This is a genomic window from Chryseobacterium sp. (genome assembly GCF_022869225.1).
Classification (GTDB): Bacteria; Bacteroidota; Bacteroidia; order Flavobacteriales; family Weeksellaceae; genus Chryseobacterium.
Genome location: NZ_JALIHL010000001.1, coordinates 3,405,378 through 3,422,362 on the forward strand (window position 1 = coordinate 3,405,378; position 16,985 = coordinate 3,422,362).

The 16,985-nt window shown below is 38.1% G+C and carries 14 protein-coding genes; 5 read left to right on the forward strand and 9 right to left on the reverse strand.

The annotated features are described in order from the left end of the window. Positions 1–6: 6 nt before the first annotated feature. The 4 genes from MUW56_RS15915 to MUW56_RS15930 all read left to right on the forward strand — a co-directional run bounded on the left by MUW56_RS15915 (position 7) and on the right by MUW56_RS15930 (position 5,481). Complete coding sequence (locus MUW56_RS15915; RefSeq protein WP_292014099.1) at positions 7–1,452, forward strand: SusD/RagB family nutrient-binding outer membrane lipoprotein; 1,446 nt, start codon at positions 7–9, stop codon at positions 1,450–1,452. A 57-nt stretch (positions 1,453–1,509) separates the two neighbouring features. Further along, on the forward strand, positions 1,510–3,093 hold the full coding sequence (locus MUW56_RS15920; protein ID WP_292014100.1) for a calcineurin-like phosphoesterase C-terminal domain-containing protein: 1,584 nt from the start codon (positions 1,510–1,512) through the stop codon (positions 3,091–3,093). Between the two features lie 167 nt (positions 3,094–3,260). After that, positions 3,261–3,974: a 3-ketoacyl-ACP reductase gene (locus MUW56_RS15925; RefSeq protein ID WP_292014101.1), complete on the forward strand. Its 714-nt coding sequence runs from the start codon at positions 3,261–3,263 to the stop codon at positions 3,972–3,974. A gap of 268 nt (positions 3,975–4,242) precedes the next feature. After that, positions 4,243–5,481, forward strand: coding sequence for an MFS transporter (locus MUW56_RS15930; RefSeq protein ID WP_292014102.1), 1,239 nt, complete (start codon positions 4,243–4,245; stop codon positions 5,479–5,481). Positions 5,482–5,575: 94 nt separating this feature from the next. On the opposite strand, the gene MUW56_RS15935 is transcribed toward MUW56_RS15930, so the two are convergent. Further along, positions 5,576–6,547, reverse strand: coding sequence for a YpdA family putative bacillithiol disulfide reductase (locus MUW56_RS15935; RefSeq protein ID WP_292014103.1), 972 nt, complete (start codon positions 6,545–6,547; stop codon positions 5,576–5,578). Between the two features lie 275 nt (positions 6,548–6,822). On the opposite strand from MUW56_RS15935, the gene MUW56_RS15940 reads away from it, so the two are divergent. Next, on the forward strand, positions 6,823–7,464 hold the full coding sequence (locus tag MUW56_RS15940; RefSeq protein ID WP_292014104.1) for a hypothetical protein: 642 nt from the start codon (positions 6,823–6,825) through the stop codon (positions 7,462–7,464). A 155-nt stretch (positions 7,465–7,619) separates the two neighbouring features. Here MUW56_RS15940 and MUW56_RS15945 read toward each other — a convergent pair whose 3' ends face one another. The 8 genes from MUW56_RS15945 to MUW56_RS15980 all read right to left on the reverse strand — a co-directional run bounded on the left by MUW56_RS15945 (position 7,620) and on the right by MUW56_RS15980 (position 16,868). Further along, positions 7,620–8,903: a glycosyl transferase family 1 gene (locus MUW56_RS15945; RefSeq protein ID WP_292014105.1), complete on the reverse strand. Its 1,284-nt coding sequence runs from the start codon at positions 8,901–8,903 to the stop codon at positions 7,620–7,622. Position 8,904: 1 nt separating this feature from the next. Next, positions 8,905–9,861 carry a hypothetical protein gene (locus MUW56_RS15950; protein ID WP_292014106.1) on the reverse strand — a complete coding sequence of 319 codons (957 nt, stop codon included), beginning with the start codon at positions 9,859–9,861 and terminating at the stop codon, positions 8,905–8,907. A gap of 16 nt (positions 9,862–9,877) precedes the next feature. After that, positions 9,878–12,412 (reverse strand): YfhO family protein, encoded by a 2,535-nt coding sequence (locus MUW56_RS15955; RefSeq protein ID WP_292014107.1) that lies wholly within the window; start codon positions 12,410–12,412, stop codon positions 9,878–9,880. A 31-nt stretch (positions 12,413–12,443) separates the two neighbouring features. Continuing rightward, on the reverse strand, positions 12,444–12,677 hold the full coding sequence (locus MUW56_RS15960; protein WP_292014108.1) for a hypothetical protein: 234 nt from the start codon (positions 12,675–12,677) through the stop codon (positions 12,444–12,446). Between the two features lie 113 nt (positions 12,678–12,790). Further along, positions 12,791–13,840, reverse strand: a complete 1,050-nt coding sequence (locus tag MUW56_RS15965) for a DUF6263 family protein (RefSeq protein WP_292014109.1) — start codon at positions 13,838–13,840, stop codon at positions 12,791–12,793. Between the two features lie 35 nt (positions 13,841–13,875). Continuing rightward, positions 13,876–14,613: a 23S rRNA (guanosine(2251)-2'-O)-methyltransferase RlmB gene (rlmB, locus tag MUW56_RS15970; RefSeq protein ID WP_292014110.1), complete on the reverse strand. Its 738-nt coding sequence runs from the start codon at positions 14,611–14,613 to the stop codon at positions 13,876–13,878. Between the two features lie 127 nt (positions 14,614–14,740). Further along, positions 14,741–15,214, reverse strand: a complete 474-nt coding sequence (locus tag MUW56_RS15975; protein ID WP_292014111.1) for a DinB family protein — start codon at positions 15,212–15,214, stop codon at positions 14,741–14,743. A 319-nt stretch (positions 15,215–15,533) separates the two neighbouring features. After that, positions 15,534–16,868 carry a peptide-N-glycosidase F-related protein gene (locus MUW56_RS15980; RefSeq protein ID WP_292014112.1) on the reverse strand — a complete coding sequence of 445 codons (1,335 nt, stop codon included), beginning with the start codon at positions 16,866–16,868 and terminating at the stop codon, positions 15,534–15,536. Between the last annotated feature and the right edge of the window lie 117 nt (positions 16,869–16,985).

Consider the following 16,985-nt stretch of genomic DNA (forward strand, 5'->3'; position numbering starts at 1 on the left):
TTAAAAATGAAAAAAATAATATATATATGCTCATTTCTTGCGCTGGCAGGAAGTACTGTCTCATGTAGCCGGAGCCTCGATGAAATCAATAAAGATACAAGTAGAATTAATGAACCTGTAGCCAGTTCTTTACTGGTACCGATACAGTACAACATGGCTGCTGTAGGATACAACAGAGCTAATGATTTTACTTTTGACCTGATGCAGGTTTCCCTGGATTTTCCTAATGAAGGAAATTCATTGAGCCGGTATTATATTACTGAAAATACCGGTGCCGGATTCTGGAACAATTCATACCGGTGGCTGAAGCAAGTAGATGATTTGAAAAAAGCAGCAATTTCTGCGGATGATAAGAATTATCTGGCGATCTCGATGGTTCTCAATGCGTGGATCTATTCCAATCTTACGGATACCTATGGGGATATCCCGTTTTCTCAGGCTTCACAATTGGATGATCATATTTCTCAGCCGAAATTTGATAAACAAAAAGATATTTATGTTCGTCTTCTCGATGATCTGAAAGCGGCCAATGCTCTTTTTATAACCAATAAAACCCTTACAGGTGGAGATTTGTTTTATAAGGCAGATACGGACACCAATGGAATGGCCAACTGGAAAAAATTCTGTAATTCTCTTTCGTTAAGACTGCTGACCAGAATTTTGAATAAAGACGGAGAAATCAATGTGAAAGAAAGAATCCGGGAAATTATCAATAACCCGACCCTTTATCCTGTTTTTCAGAATAATGCTGACGGTGCCAAACTGGATATTTCAGGAATCTCTCCCTTAATGCCGCCTATTGCAAGGCCACAGGATTTTACGACGGGAAGGGCTGCTTCAGATTTCTTTGTGCAGGCATTAAAAGCCAATAACGATCCCCGTATTTCTATGTTCTTCTCCCAGGCAAAAGATCTGAATAATGTAAATATTGGCTATGTAGGAGCTCCTTCAGGTTATCCTTTTGGAACCGTATTTACTTACCAGCCATCCAATCTTAACCAAAATTTAGCAAAGGCCCCTTTAAAGATCTTCGTTTATCCTTACGCCGAGCTGCAGTTTACTCTGGCAGAACTGGCACTGAAAGGAGTGATCCAGGGAAGCGCAAAAACTTTTTATGAAAACGGAGTGAAGTCCTCTATAGAACAGTGGGGAGCAGTGGTACCCGCCAATTATTTTGACAATCAAAATATAGCCTATGAAGCAGATATGAAAAAGATTATGCTTCAGAAATATATTGCTCTTTTCTTCGTAGATCAGCAGCAGTGGTTTGAAAAAAGAAGAACAGGGTTCCCGGTACTTCCCAATAACGGAGGCCTGCTGAATAACGGGAATTTTCCTCAAAGACTGATGTATCCGCCGAATCCAAAAGTATTGAACACGGCCAATTATCTGGCAGCCGTTCAGCAGATGGGAGGAGATAATATCAATATAAAAATGTGGTGGAATAAATAAAATGTTTATTAAAGAATAAAGAATAAAGAATAAAGAATAAAGAATAAAGAAATGAGTATGAGCATAAAATTTTTGATGCCTTGTGTATTGGTTTCGGCAATGGCATTTTCTCAGACCTCGGTCTCTGGTTATGTGTATGAAGACAGCAATAAAAACCAAAAGAAAGAAAGCCGTGAAAAAGGCATAGAAGGAGTTGCTGTTTCCAATGGAGTTCAGGTCGTTCTGACAGATAAAAATGGAAGATACAGCCTGCCGGTTCAGGAAGATCAGACTGTTTTTGTCATAAAGCCCTCAGGCTATCAAACTGCTTTAAACAATAATAACCTGCCGCAGTTTTATTACCATTATAAACCAAAAGGTTCACCGGCTGATTTCAAATATAAAGGAGTTGCCCCTACAGGAGATCTTCCCAAAGAATTGAACTTTCCGCTATATAAGCAAAACGAAAATAAAAACTTCGATATTCTGGTTTTCGGAGATCCCCAGCCTTATACAGAAAAAGAACTTGATTATTTCAAAAGAGGAATCGTTAACGAGGTTAAAAATACCAGGAAAAATGCAGTATTGGGAATCAGTTTAGGAGATTTGGTGGGAGATAACCTAAGTCTGCAAAAACCGTATGCTGAGGTGATGAAAGAGGTCGGGCTGCCATGGTATAATGTAATGGGAAATCATGATATGAATTATGATGCTAAAGAAGACCGCCTGTCTGATGAAACATTTGAATCCAACTTTGGACCTGCCAACTATTCCTTTAACTACGGTAATGTACATTTCATTATTCTGGATGATATTCTTTATCCGGACCCTAGAGATGGAAAAGGATATTGGGGTGGATTTCGTGAAGACCAGCTTCAGTTCATTGAAAATGATCTGAAACGGGTGGATAAAAATAAATTGGTTGTGGTGTCATTCCATATTCCGCTGGAACATAAGAACGAAGACAGTTTCAGAAATGCAGACCGTCAGAAGTTATTCGATTTCCTGCACCCTTTTGACAATGTATTGCTTTTATCGGCCCATACCCATATCCAGCAGCAGATTTTCTATGGTAAAAAAGCAGGTTGGAACGGAGTGAAAGACCTGCATGAATATAATGTGGGAACTACTTGTGGTGACTGGTATTCAGGAACACCGGATGATTCGGGACTTCCTACGTCAACGATGAGAGACGGAACAGCCAAAGGATACTCTTTTATCAGCTTTGCAGATAACCAATATAAAGTGAAATACAAAACAGCCGGAAAACCGGATGATTATCAAATACAGCTATACGTTCCGAAAGTTATTCCTTATCCGTCAAAAACATCTGCCAAGGTAATGGCGAATTTCTTTATGGGAAGCAAAAAAGATAAAGTTGAGTACAGAATAGACAACGGGGTATGGGAAGAGATGGAGTATGATGAAACCATTGATCCTAATTTTGCTCTTTCCGTTTTCAAATGGGATGCTACGGAGAAAATCTTACCGGGAAGAAGACCTTCCAATCCTGAAATGTCAAAACATATCTGGGAGGCCGATTTCCCTAAAAAACTGGCATTGGGAAAACATAAAGTTGAGGTTAGAGCAGTTGATATGTATGGAAACCAGTTCTCCGCTTCAGAAGAATTTGAAGTACAGAACGCGATCCAGATTCCTTAAACTTTTCATTTTACTTTTTTTAGATTGTAAAGCCGGTTTGTAGTGAGCCGGCTTTGTGTTTTACGGGTTAGGAATAAAGGAAGCCGTTAAAAAATCATTAAATCCATAGTATTTCCATTCCATAAAAATGTTCTTTCGTAACTTTGCAGAACGAAAAGTATATCAGTATGAATATAAACGGAAAAAATGCCATCGTAACAGGTGGCGGAAGAGGGCTGGGAAAAGCTGTCGCTCTAGCTTTAGCCAATGAAGGGGTAAACGTTGCCATTACAGGAAGAAACGAAGAAAATTTAAAAAATACAGTGGATGAGATTCAAAAACTGGGAGTGAAAGCAGCATATGCTGTCTTCAGTATTGATGATGAAACTGCTGTGAAAGAAGGAATCAATACATTGGCTGAAACGCTGGGTGGAGTGGATATCCTGGTTAACAATGCTGGAATCGGAGATTTTGGAACCCTTGAGGACATGCCGTCTGAAACCTGGGAACAGGTGATCAAAACCAATTTGTTTGGCGTATATTACGCAGCTAAAGCAGTACATCCCTTTATGAAAGCCAAAGGAGAAGGTGATATTGTAAACGTAGCTTCTACAGCAGGTTTAAAAGGAGGTCCCAATATGTCGGCCTATGCAGCTTCAAAGGCAGCGGTAGTTTCTTTATCCCAATCGATGATGGCAGAATGGAGAAAGCAGAATATCCGTGTGATTACCCTGACTCCAAGTACCATTGCTTCAGATATGAGCATCCAGGGAGGACTGACCGATGGAAATCCGGATACTGTTTTACAGCCTGAAGACTTTGCTGAATGGGTAAGAGATATTCTTAAAATGAACAGAAGAGCGCTGATTGCCAATGGTTCTATTTTCTCTACAAATCCATAACAGGGATAAAATGTAAAGCGTTAAATTCAAGATTTAAAATGGGATAAACTCCTGAACCCCATTTTTTATTATTGAATTCAGAATAAATACAGGTTTTACTTGCTGAGGTCGGAAGTTTTTTCTTCCGGCTTTTTTATTTTGACAGCATTTTGTTACATCTCTTAAAGCCTTTAAAAACAGAGGGAAAGACGAAATTTATTCGAGTCACAACGAAGGGATAAGGGCTATTTTGTCTAACTTTGTATTTTTAATTTCCCCAAATATTATTGTGAAACTTATAAACATATACACGAGTTCTTTCAAAGGACTCTCGCAGGAGAGTTGGATGCTGGCGTTGGTAATGCTAATCAACAGGGCTGGTTCTATGGTACTCCCTTTTTTAGGGGTATACATGACTGATCATTTACATTTTAGCATTGAAAATTCCGGAATTGTTCTGAGCTTTTTTGGAATAGGTTCAGTGATTGGATCATGGCTGGGCGGATTGATCACCGATAAGATAGGTGAATACAGGGTACAAAGCTTAAGCTTGCTGCTGAGTGTTCCTTTATTCTGCCTGATTCCCCTTTTTAAAACAGAAGCTGGATTGGCTGGTATTATTTTGCTGCAGAGTATTGTAAGTGAGACCTTCCGTCCGGCCAACTCGGTAGCTATTACCAAATATGCCAGACCTGAGAATATTACCCGGGCCTTTTCATTAAACAGAATGGCGGTTAATTTGGGATTTTCCATAGGCCCTGCATTGGGAGGAATCCTGTCTGCCATTTCTTATGAATTTTTATTTTTCAGTAATGCTTTGGCGGCTTTCCTGGCTGGATTGATGTATATCTGGTTTTTTAGAAAACGTACCAGATTAGCCAGAAAGAAAGCCCGGAACGTAAAAGAGGCCGTTGCGGTTAAAAAAGAAAATTCCCCTTACAGGGATGGCAAATTTTTGATGTACTGCCTGTTCTGTATGCTTTTTTCGATCTGCTTTTTCCAGTTATTCAGTACCCTGACTATCTTTTACAAAGATACGGCACATCTGAGCCAGCAGAATATCGGATTTATGCTGGGATACAGCGGCTTTCTGATTGTACTGCTTGAGATGGGATTTGTACAGCTGGCGGAAAAGTATTTCACGCTGGCCTTTACCATGCTGATAGGAACATTCTTATGTGGGCTTTCATATGCGATGCTGGCTTTTGATTATAGCATGGTCGCTCTAATGCTTTCCATGACACTGCTTTGTATCGGTGAAATATGGACACTGCCTTTTATGTCAACCATTACAGCACTGCGCTCAGGCGAAAACAATAAAGGAGCTTATATGGGTCTGAACGGAATATCTTTCTCCTTAGCATTTATCATTACACCCTATATAGGGACATTGATTGCCGATAAATTAGGTTTTAATACATTATGGATCGGAACAGGAATTTTAGCGGCAGCTATTGCTGTTGCTTTCTACTTTATTGTTCCATGGATGCTTAAAGATAAAAATAAGACGGGAGAAGAGATTGCTTAAGACCAATCCTTATCCGTAAATAAGTAACCCCAGCTGATGTTCAGCTGGGGTCTTTATTTGATCTGCTTTAATAAACAGTTCGTTTTTCTGAGTATTAGTTATTTTCTTTGGTAAGAATACTGCTTATAATCATTTCAGCATGTACTCTTGAATTCTCAATAAACCAGAGATGGGTATCTTTTCCCCCGCAAACTACTCCTGCAAGATATAAATCAGGAATATTGGTTTCCATGGTTTCCATATTGTAATAAGGATTCAGGCAGTCACCATTCAGCTCGATGCCTGAATTTTTCAGAAAATCAAAATCAGGAAGATAGCCTGTCATGGCCAGAACGAAATCATTGTCAATCTCATGGGTTTGATTGTTTTCATCCTTGAAAACGACTGTATGCTCCTTCACTTCAAGGATCTCAGCATTGAAATAAGCCTTGATGCTTCCTTCTGAAATTCTATTTTCAATATCCGGTTTTACCCAATATTTGACACTTTTTGAAATTTCAGAATGACGGATGATCATGGTCACTTCCGCTCCTTTTCTATACGTTTCAAGAGCAGCATCTACAGCAGAATTACTGGATCCTATCACCACTACCTTTTGTCTTGCATAAGGATAAGGTTCCGTGTAATAATGTCTGACTTTTGGAAGATCTTCCCCGGGAATATTCATCATATTCGGAATATCATAGAATCCGGTGGCAATGACTACATTGTTTGCGGAGTATTTGCCTTTTGTCGTTTCAACTTCAAATAGATTCCCCTTCTTCACAACCTTCAGAACCTTTTCGTAAAGGTGAATATTCATCCTTTTTTGTCTTGCAATTCCCTGGTAGTATTCCAATGCTTCCTGTCTTCCCGGTTTGGGGGCTGTAGAGATAAAGGGAATTCCGTCAATTTCAAGTTTTTCAGCAGTGGAAAAAAAACGCATATATAAAGGATAGTGGTAAAGAGAGTTGACAATGGTCCCTTTTTCAATAATCAGATAGCTGAGGCCTTTCTTTTGAGCTTCAATAGCACAGTTTAGGCCAATAGGTCCTGCGCCTATAATGAGAATGTCCAAAATTTCCATAGAGCAAAGGTACGATGTAATTGGCAGATTATATGGATGTTTTTAGAACAAAGTATTGAATCAAGAGCCAAGAAGCAAGAAGCAAGAAGCAAGAGCCAAGATGCCAGACATCAGATATCAGACATTATATTATTAGATTGGGAACATTAAGATAAGAGACAGGATATTTACCAGTAAACTTGGTGCTACTGATCCTGCACCGCGGATCCCACAACACCTCCAGCTCGGGTATGGCATTAATTTTGGTGTTTTTTACCATCACTAAAATTAAAAATATGAAAAAGCTACTCATTTCTCTCTTTGTATTGGCTGTAGTAATCGCCTGTAAGAAAGAAGCAGGAAAACCGGTTCCGAATGTTGTTGATTCTGTTGCCCAGGCAAAAGAAGACAGCATCGCAAAGCTTCCCAGTAAAGCAGAAAAAGAAGCCTCTTTGAAAAAAGCAAATGATGAGGTTTTACAGGCTTTAAAAAATAAAGATTATACCGCATTTACTTCCTTAATACATCCTGAGAAAGGAATCCGTTTTTCAATGTATGCCTTTGTGGATCCCAAAGCAGATAAACATTTTTCAAAAGAGGAATTTGAAAAATACCAGCCTACAAAAACATTATTTACATGGGGAGCACACGATGGTTCCGGGGATCCTTATAAAGCAACCATCAATGAATATCTTGGCAAATGGGTTTTCTCTAAAGATTTTACAGCCTCCCAATATTCGTTGAATAAATTCATAGGAGGAGGGAATTCTCTAAATAACCTGAAAGAGATCTATCCTAAAGATGATTTTACAGAAAATTATATAAAAGGATCTGAGAAAAATGGGGAAATGGATTGGAAAACCGTTCGTTTCGTATTTGAAGATTTCCAGGGAAAATATTATCTGATTGCTGTGGTCAACGATCAGTGGACGATATAATTAAGTTGGGAAGCCGGATGCCTGAAGCGGGAAGTTATGGTGAGATGCAGGAATAAATTCACTACATCAAACTAAAATGAGCGAATTATAATTTTCAACTCTTGGCAGATGACTTCCGGCATCCAGCTTCTTTTTTCTATTACAAAATTTTTCTATTACAAAATTTCAGCCAGTTTTTTGGTGAGATTTCTTCTTGAAAACTGTTCAATATATTGTGTGTTTTCAATAAGGTTTCCTGATTTCCAAAGTTCAAATTTTTCAAGTATAAACTGTTTCACTGCTTCAGAATCACTATAGCTGAAGTGTTTCCCGGCATTGGTTTCTTCTAAAATTTTGGTTACATCAGCTTTATCAGGGCCGAATGACAGAATCTGTTTGCCGGAAGCCAGGTACTCAAATATTTTTCCGGGAATAATTCCTTTTGAAGATTCATTCGGAAAGTTGGTGATCAGCAGCATATCAGCATTCTGCATTTCTTTAACCGCATTACCATGGGAAAGATATCCCATATTCAGAATATGGTTCTTCAGGCTTGAATTTTCAATGGAATTTAAGATTTTATCATCGATTCTTCCCACAAATTTTAATGTGAAATTTTCAGCGAAATCGGTATTTTCATTTACTAAAGCATCAAGGACTTTCCAAAGATTTTCAGGATTGCGAAGCTGTTCCAATACCCCAATATAGCTTAATGTGAAATTTTCGCTATTTTGTCTTACCGTTTTGCCGGCATCGCTCTCATCAAACCCGTTCGTGATGCATACAGCATTAGCTCCCGCTTTGCGGAAATTTTCAGCATCGGTATAGCTTGTTGCCAGGGTAATATCCGCATTTTTAAATACAGCATTTTCCAGCTGGCGGTGCTTCTTGTCAGAAGTTTTTGTTAATTTTAAATGCTTATAGTAAGAGATTTCCGTCCAGGGATCACGAAAGTCTGCAATCCATTTCAGGTGGGGGAACTTCTCTTTAAGCCCTAAACCTATCAAATGCAGGGAGTGGGGAGGACCGGAAGTAACTACAGTCTCAATTTTATTTTCTTTCAAGTACTTTTCCAGAAATTTAACGGAAGGTTTTACCCAGAAAACCCGGGCATCAGGAATGAAAAAATTTCCTCTTACCCAAATGGAAAGCCTGGATTTCCAGCTTTGGTTTTTGCCTACATCAAACTGTCCGGCCTTAAACTTCTTATTACTTTTATTAAGTTTCTCAGCCAGCTGGTAAGGCTCCCAGATCTTTGTTCTCACCATTTCAATGCCTTCCGGAACATCCTTCATCAGGCTTTCATCCAACAACGGATAACTCGGGTTTTCCGGAGTATAGATTACAGGCTTCCAGCCGAAATCAGGCAGGTATTTCGCAAACTTAAGCCACCTTTGAACACCAGGACCTCCCGCAGGAGGCCAGTAATAGGTGATAATCAATATTTTCTTTTGTTCCAATTTATTTAAATGAAAATGTTTTGGCGATTTTTTTAAACTGAACTAAATCTTGATCTATATTTTGTTTTGATGAAGCCATGAAAAGTAAAATAAAATCTTTAGCAGGGTCTTTTATGATTTTATAAAGAATTACCGAAGGATTTCCTTTCATTTTTCCATACAGTTCAAACTGGATAGAATCTTTAGTTTCAATGATATTTTTTTCTTCAATGTTTTCTAACCCATATTTCCCCATTGAAGCTTTTACCTCACCCAGGAAACTTTTTAAGTCCGGATGGGCAATTTTAGGAATTTGAGTTACTAAAATAGCAGGGTCATTTAATTCTGTATCTTTACCTTCCTCTGTAAAATTATATGAATTGGAGGTATATTTGTGAAATTTAAATTTTGTTCCCGTAAGATCTAATGCAAATGATGCATTTTTTACATAATCAACTTTCTCCTCCTTATTGTAAACAATGCTGTACAGCATATCTTTTACTTTGTTTTCAAGTAATACATTATTGGCCTCATACATGGCTGTGACCATTATCTTTTCAGCTTTGTTATCGATGAAAAGAAGAATTCCTTTTATTTCAGGCTTACCCTGCAAAAAAATAATTTTTGATTCTACGCCATTCACCGTAATGAACTTCTCATCAAAAACTTTGATTCCTTTGGCTTCAAAACCTTCTTTTGAAAAGTCATTAATGGTATTTTTTATGGTGCCGTCACCCGATTCCATCACGGTAAGGGTGTAATTGTTATCATTAGATACGATAGCTCCATTACTCATTTTATAATTATGCTCAAAGGGGGCTACGTATATTTTCGTATTCGGAATATTCACATACTTTGATGTAATTGTATTATTCAACGTAACAGTTTCCATTGGGGGCGGAGGAGAAGAATATTCTACTTCCTTTTTCTGACAATAGAAAAAATTGACTGCTAAAAAGAGTAATGCTGCTTTTTTCATTCCTTATTTTGAGGTATTAGTTTACCGTGTTTAATTGATTCTTTTTGTTCTTATTCATCCAGAAGATCCCAAAAGCTGACAGGGCAATAAATAATCCGAAGGCAAGAAGGGAAATCCATTTTCCTTTCTCAATCACTTCAGGTTCAAAAACCATTCTGATATGGTGGCTTCCTGCAGGCACATGTACGGCACGAAGCAGATAATCTGCTTTAATGTAAGGGACTTCTTTCTCATCAATCAGTACTTTCCAGCCGTGAGGATAATAAATTTCAGAAAATACAGCCAATTGCGGCGTTTTAGACTGGGATTTAAACTCAAGTTCATTAGGCTGGTATTTTGTAAGATGAATGAATGCTGCAGGATCTGCCTGAACAGGCTTATTGTCAAAATAAGATTTGTCTGATGAAGCGATGACAGCCGTTGTCTTGTTATTGATAACACCAATGGATTTGATTTCTTCATTAGGTGTATTCACAAACTTAAGGTCACTTACAAACCATGCATTTCCGTTGGCATTTGGATTCGGCATTGCCTGAGGTTGTTCAGGTCCGCCTACTACCCAGTATTTTGCATTTAAAAGGTTCAGTACATTAGGAACTTTTACAGAATCCATCACCTGGAAATATTCATTGATCACATCGTCATATCTTCTCAGTTTTACAGCATGGTAACCGCCGATAGAAGACTTGAAATAAGAAGTATTGGTTTCACTGAATGTTCCCAGAATATTGTTGAAAATTCTATAATGTCCTTTGTCTTTTTCAGCAATGGTCTCTAATGTTTTGTTGACATTCACATTGGCTAAAATTGATGAAAGAGCCGGATTCGCCTGAACTTTTTCAGCGAGTAGATCTGAACTCTCTGTCTGGAAAGGGTTTTCCGCGAAAACTTTGTCTACATAATTTTCATCATTCAGATACCGCTTGTTGACTGTCCACAAGTCAAATAAACTTACGATTCCAATGATAACCAGAGCCATATTCTGATTCAGTTTTTTCTTTAGGCTTAAGAATAGAACCGCTGCAGCAATGGCTACATAGATAAAGGCCTTGATGGCGTCTATTCTAAACAATTTATATCTTTCATCCACCAGATAATCCAACAGGAAAGGAGGGAAATACGTCTTTTCACCTTCAGTAGCAAATCCTAACAGTGATTTTCCGAAGATTAAAAGGATCAATACCAGCCCTAATGTTACTCCACTTACGTAAAGAAGGATCTTCTGTTTGTATTCTTCCGTCAGTTTTTCATCTGTAAAGAATCTGTATAATCCTATAATCGCAATCAGAGGGAATAATAATTCCACCACCACAAGAATGGAAGATGGGGCTCTGAATTTATTATAAAATGGAACATAATCAATAAAGAAATCAGATAAAGGCATAAAGTTGCTTCCCCAGGCCAGTAAAACAGTCAGGATTGAAGCTCCCAGGATCCAATATCGGTATTTTTTCCAGGCAAAAAAGAAACCTAATGCAGCAAGGAAACATACAATGGCTCCCTGATAAGCAGGGCCTGATGTTCCCGGCTGGTCTCCCCAGTAGGTCATCCCGTTGAACCCTTTTGAAATCCTGTCCATCTCAGCCTGTGACCCTACATTTTCCTGAACAAGTTCCTGAACCCTGTTCATCATTTCTTTGGCTTCAGGTTCCTGGCTTCCGCCGCCCATTAATCTTGGGATAAAGAGATTTAATGTTTCCAGCCTTCCATAGCTCCACATCAGCATACTTTCCTTGTCCATTCCGGATTTTCCTGAAGTATGGCTGTCATTCGTTAAAATCTGCTTTCCACGTACCGTTTCTTTTATATATTCGGAATTGGCCATGATTCTTTGTGAATTCATTCCCACCCCGATTATACAAGAAGCTGCAATGATTCCCGAAGAAATCAGAAAATGCTTCATGGGAGCCTTTTTCTGAAGAGCCCTGATCAGTTCTGACAGGAATAAAAAGCCTAAAGCTAAAAACAGGTAATAAGTCATCTGTGGATGGTTCGCTGCAATCTGAAGCCCCATGAAAAGGGTCGTCACAATGAATCCCCAGATATATTGTTTTCGGATATAAACCAGCAGAATTCCGGCTAACAGGGGCGCAAAATACTCAATCGTATTTACTTTACCGTTATGTCCTGCTGCAATAATAATATAAAAATAGGTGGACAAACCGAAGAAAGTAGCTCCCAATAAGGCATATTTCCAGTTTCTGACCACTACCATTCCCAAAAGGAAAAAGCCTGCAAAAAGCAGAAACAGATAATTAACCGGCCTTGGCAGAAAATTCAGATTGCTGTCGATCTTTTTGATGATGTCGCCTTTGAACTGGCTACCCATCTGGTAAGTCGGCATTCCGCCAAACATGGAGTCACTCCAATACGTTTCATTTCCGGTATTGGCTCTATAGTCGAGCAGTTCTTTGGCCCCTCCTCTGTACTGTACGATATCATGCTGGAAAAGCTGTTTTCCTGTAAATACAGGAGTGGAATATAAAAATGCTAAAACTATAAATACAACTAATGAAATAGCAATATAAATTAAGTTTTTATTTTTTGCCATGCTGGTTATTATCTTTTATTTCTTGGAATGTTTACCTTTTGTCATTACTCTCTTTTACCTCTTCATAGTCTACGGTTTCCGCATCCCAGTTGAGGTTCTGTTGGTTATTCTTATTCGAGCCGTGAATATCCTGCTGCCCGTTATTTTGATTACTGTTATTGTTGAACCGATACCCGTAAAACGTCTTAAAGAATATCCTTTTCAGAATATTCCAGACAAAGAAAATAATAATAGCAGAAAGTACTAGCTCAAGAATGTACTTCATAATAGAATTTATTTAAGATTTTAAAGTTCAAGGTTGTTTGTTGAGAATTATTTCATGGATCAAAATAAAACTCTCAAATTCTCAGACTCTTCAACTCTCAAACTCTCTTTTAATTATTTTGCAGAAGGGTTTACCATTACAGAAGATTTCGAAACACTTTTCATGGACTGTGATTGTTTTCCGTCCGAAATAGTTTCTATTTGGGTAGTAACTACGTTGATATTCTGATTCGTAATCCATCCTGTACTTTGGTCAAACTTGATCGTACCATTCTGAACAAGTTCACTGCTCAGACTGTGCGTGATAGGTCCCTGCGCTTTCTTTTCAGTTTTCTTAGGGATCCCTCCGGTTACCGTAATTTCGGCAGTTCCGTTTCCTAAGCTTTTTAAAACATAGTTGGAGGTTACCTTAATTGCTCCGCTTGCGTCTGCATTTTCAGAAGTCGTCCATTTTTCACCGATCTTAGCTCCTTTTCTAGGGATAATCGTTAAATTTTTATTGAACTGATCTTTCAGCACTTTTTCATTGAACGTTTCTTTAAGGCTTGCTACCACACTTGCCTTTTGGTTAGCATCTTTGATAAGAGTTCCCACCGCATTGGTGACTTTAGTATATACTGCATCAAAACCTGTGATGGAAATTACGTTCCCCTTAGTATCCATTTTCATATCAAGCTTGTTTCCGGTAAGGGCTCTGTTGATATTCCAGATCATCTTAAGATCATCCTCCTTAGGAATAGGAAGTTTGGTATCTACAACAATCGTTTTTCCCTGTGCAGATTGTGAACTTCTCTTAGCCACAAGATTAAGGGTCATATCATATACGTTTCCTTTGATATCATTTACCGTGAAATTCATTTCATCCGTAGATTCACTGGTCGCGTTGATCGATTTACCCTGAGGATCCGTCATCGTCTTTACATCTCTCTGGTAGGTGGTAAGAGGATATGTTTTTCCTTTTTCAAGTTTGAACGTTTGTGTAATGATTCCCGCAGAGTCTCTGATCGCAGGATTTTCTGCCACTTTTGCTACAGAATCGACAGGAACTTCTACGGTAACGGTTTTCCCTGTTTTAGGATCTACTTTCGTGACCGTAGCGGTCTCTTTTTTACACGATACAAGGGCTATAGATGATATTAGCGCTAATGCTGCTATGTTTTTCATTTTCTAATTTTTTTAAGGTTGTGTTATCGAATAATTTATTTCAGAATCTTCTGTCTTACTGCTTCATACAGAATGGCTCCACAAGCGACAGAAACATTGAGAGATTGAGTTTTTCCTTCAATAGGAAGTTTTATTTTTTCATCCGAATGATGCAATACTTCTTTAGAGATCCCGGTCTCTTCATTTCCCATAACGATAGCACATGGTTCTGTGAAGTTAACATCATAAATCAACTTCTGTCCTTTTTCACTGGCAGAGAATACCGTAATTCCGCTTTGCTGTAAAAAGTCTACCGCATGGGCAAGATTATTTTCCTTACAGATTTTGATATTATAAATCGCTCCCGCAGATGTTTTTATGGCGTCAGAATTGATAGGCGCAGCTCCTTTTTCAGGAATGATCACCGCATCAATTCCCACACACTCCGCTGTTCTGCAGATCGCCCCGAAATTCCTTACATCAGTAAGTCTGTCAAGAATCAGAAGAAAAGGTGTTTTTCCTTCCTCAAACAGCTGCGGAACAATATCTTCTACCTTATAAAACGGAACATCTGAAATAAAAGCAACCACACCCTGGTGGTTTTTTCTGGTAAAGCGGTTCAGTTTTTCAATCGGAACATAATTGGGACGGATTTTATTTTTCGCTAAAATGGCTTTCAGTTCAGCATAAATAGGACCCTGAAGTGCGTTTTGCACAAAGATCTTGTCAATCGTTTTTCCTGCTTCAATTGCTTCAATAACGGGACGCAGCCCGAAAATAAAATCGTCTTTCATTGAAATTTGTATATATATTATATATAGTAGTTATATAGTGAATGGGAATAGCAAATTCTGTTATGCAAGTCATTTTTTGCGGTAGATAGATTCACATCTGACCATGGACCTGCGCAGCAAAATTTTACTATCTTCCTTTTTCTCCTAAAATGGCTCTTCTTTGTGCCATCACATATCCGTAGTGAAGGCTTTCATGCATATTGTTAAAGATAATGGCATCCTGTATGCTCTTCAGATCCATACCGAAACTTGTGGTATAGGGAGTATAGTCTGAAAAGAAATCGCTGTCATAATCTTTCATTAAAATCTTAGACGTTTCAGTAAGCAGAAATTCTAAATCTTCCACTTCGGATTTTTGAACGTTAAGATTAGGCAGGGTTCCTTTTTTGTATGTTTCAATCCAGTATTTATCAATACGGAAGGGATTTCCGCTCAGGTAATAATGCAGGAGCTGCTGTGTAGCAACTGTGTGTGCAATATTCCAATATATATTATTATTGAAACCGTCCGGGATCAGCAGAAGATCTTCATGAGAGGTTTTCTGCAGGATATCTAAAAGATTTCTTCTAACCTGTCTGTGTGCTTGAAAATGATAATTCATTTTGCAGATTTTTTAATCTCCAAAAATAGTTTAATAAACTGGAAATGACAATTTTTTGAGCGGAGGATTAAAGTTAAAATTATTTAACTATTCAAAAAAAGATCTAATTATTGTCTTATTTCTTGGTTTTTTTGTTGAAACACCGATTTTTTTTACAGTTTAAACCCTTCTTTTTAATACATATAAGTGAATTGAACTATTTTTTGAAACAGCAAAACCCTCCTGTGAAAAATATTCAAGAAGGGTTTTGCTGTTTTCCAAATCTGTATGATTTAAAAAGGATCTTAAAATGATTCTTATTCAGTAATGTATTTGCGGGTTATTTTTTGATTATTTTATGTTTGAAGGAGGTTCCGTCTTTCAATACAATATTCAGGAAGTAAACACCTGCAGTGTATCCTGACAAATCTATCCTGTTTTCCCTGTAGGTTTCAATTAATTTTCTTCCTTCAATACTGAAAAGGGCAATCGAAGCAACCTCTGCTTTGGATCTTATATTCACAAAATCAGAAGTGGGGTTGGGATAAATGTTCACATCCACTGTCTTAATATCTTTGACGTCTAAAGCCGTATTGCTTTTACTCTGCATATAAACCGATAAATATACCTCTCCCTGCTGCTGATTGAAAACAGCTGTGGGTATGGTGTGTTTCAGCGTATGATTCCCGGCGGTCATAGCAGGTAATGTAAACCCTCTGATAGGAACAGCGTTGCCCGGACACCAGTTATTCCACGAAGTCCATTCGGCAAATGTTTTGGGGGTGGCACCATAGATTCCGTTCCCCTGAGTATTATACACCCTGTATGGCTCGCATGAAATCCCTCCGGGAGTATAAGTGAGTACCTGTACATCATCTATATAGGTATAGTTTTGTCTTCTTATATATTCTTCACCACCGGCATTGGCTCCGTGTGGGGTGGATATTACAAAAAATCGGGCATCGGTAATGGGATTAGGGAGATTGAAGGTAACAATTCTAACCGTTTCTCCGGTAACATCAGTACTGTTGTAATTATTAAGCTTGCTGTAATTCAGCATAGGGACCATTGTATTGTAGCCTGTTGGCGCTGCTCCGGCATCTGTTGAGAAAAATGTCAGCGTTCCTGAGAAAACATCAATCCTTCCCGTGCATCCCGAAACCTGAGTCTGTGCAGCATAAGGAACACCAAAAACATCCAGTTCCATATACAGATCATAAGCACTGCGCAATGTGGCATCATGAAATACATTATATAAATTACTCAAATCATATGTATAAGGAACTTCTACAGGAGACCGGTTTTTATTCATGAAAGGCGTGATATATCTGCCGACTTCAATTCTTTTTACATTGGTATCGCTTAAAGCATAGGTCGGCTGGTTTTTTGGAACCATGGCCAGATAAACACTTCCCAAACGGTCATAATTATCACATAATGCCCCTATGGTTACCCTCATTGCAATTTTTGCTTTAAATGAATTTAATTCAGTATCTGTAAGTTTCCTTGCATATCTTGTATTGGCCAATCTGATCAGCCCGGACGGAACCGGATCGGATACCGGACTCGCATAACCATCATAATATACTGCATCTGAAATCAGATTCAGCGCAGTAGTCTGTGATGGAAAAAGACCTGCTAAAAAGAGACTTAAAAAAAATAGCTTTTTATACATATTATTGGTATTTTGTATAAATATATTAAAATAATTGTTTAAAAATTAACTTTATTATGTATATTTTTAAAATATATTATGTTTTGTTGATGATTAAATAAAATTGCACACAATAAT

Coding starts and splice junctions, on each gene's coding strand:
- MUW56_RS15915 (WP_292014099.1), top strand. CDS start 7: ATGAAAAAAATAATATATATATGCTCATTTCTTGCGCTGGCAGGAAGT.
- MUW56_RS15920 (WP_292014100.1), top strand. CDS start 1,510: ATGAGCATAAAATTTTTGATGCCTTGTGTATTGGTTTCGGCAATGGCA.
- MUW56_RS15925 (WP_292014101.1), top strand. CDS start 3,261: ATGAATATAAACGGAAAAAATGCCATCGTAACAGGTGGCGGAAGAGGG.
- MUW56_RS15935 (WP_292014103.1), bottom strand. CDS start 6,547: ATGGAAATTTTGGACATTCTCATTATAGGCGCAGGACCTATTGGCCTA.
- MUW56_RS15940 (WP_292014104.1), top strand. CDS start 6,823: ATGAAAAAGCTACTCATTTCTCTCTTTGTATTGGCTGTAGTAATCGCC.
- MUW56_RS15950 (WP_292014106.1), bottom strand. CDS start 9,861: ATGAAAAAAGCAGCATTACTCTTTTTAGCAGTCAATTTTTTCTATTGT.
- MUW56_RS15955 (WP_292014107.1), bottom strand. CDS start 12,412: ATGGCAAAAAATAAAAACTTAATTTATATTGCTATTTCATTAGTTGTA.
- MUW56_RS15960 (WP_292014108.1), bottom strand. CDS start 12,677: ATGAAGTACATTCTTGAGCTAGTACTTTCTGCTATTATTATTTTCTTT.
- MUW56_RS15965 (WP_292014109.1), bottom strand. CDS start 13,840: ATGAAAAACATAGCAGCATTAGCGCTAATATCATCTATAGCCCTTGTA.
- rlmB (WP_292014110.1), bottom strand. CDS start 14,613: ATGAAAGACGATTTTATTTTCGGGCTGCGTCCCGTTATTGAAGCAATT.
- MUW56_RS15975 (WP_292014111.1), bottom strand. CDS start 15,214: ATGAATTATCATTTTCAAGCACACAGACAGGTTAGAAGAAATCTTTTA.
- MUW56_RS15980 (WP_292014112.1), bottom strand. CDS start 16,868: ATGTATAAAAAGCTATTTTTTTTAAGTCTCTTTTTAGCAGGTCTTTTT.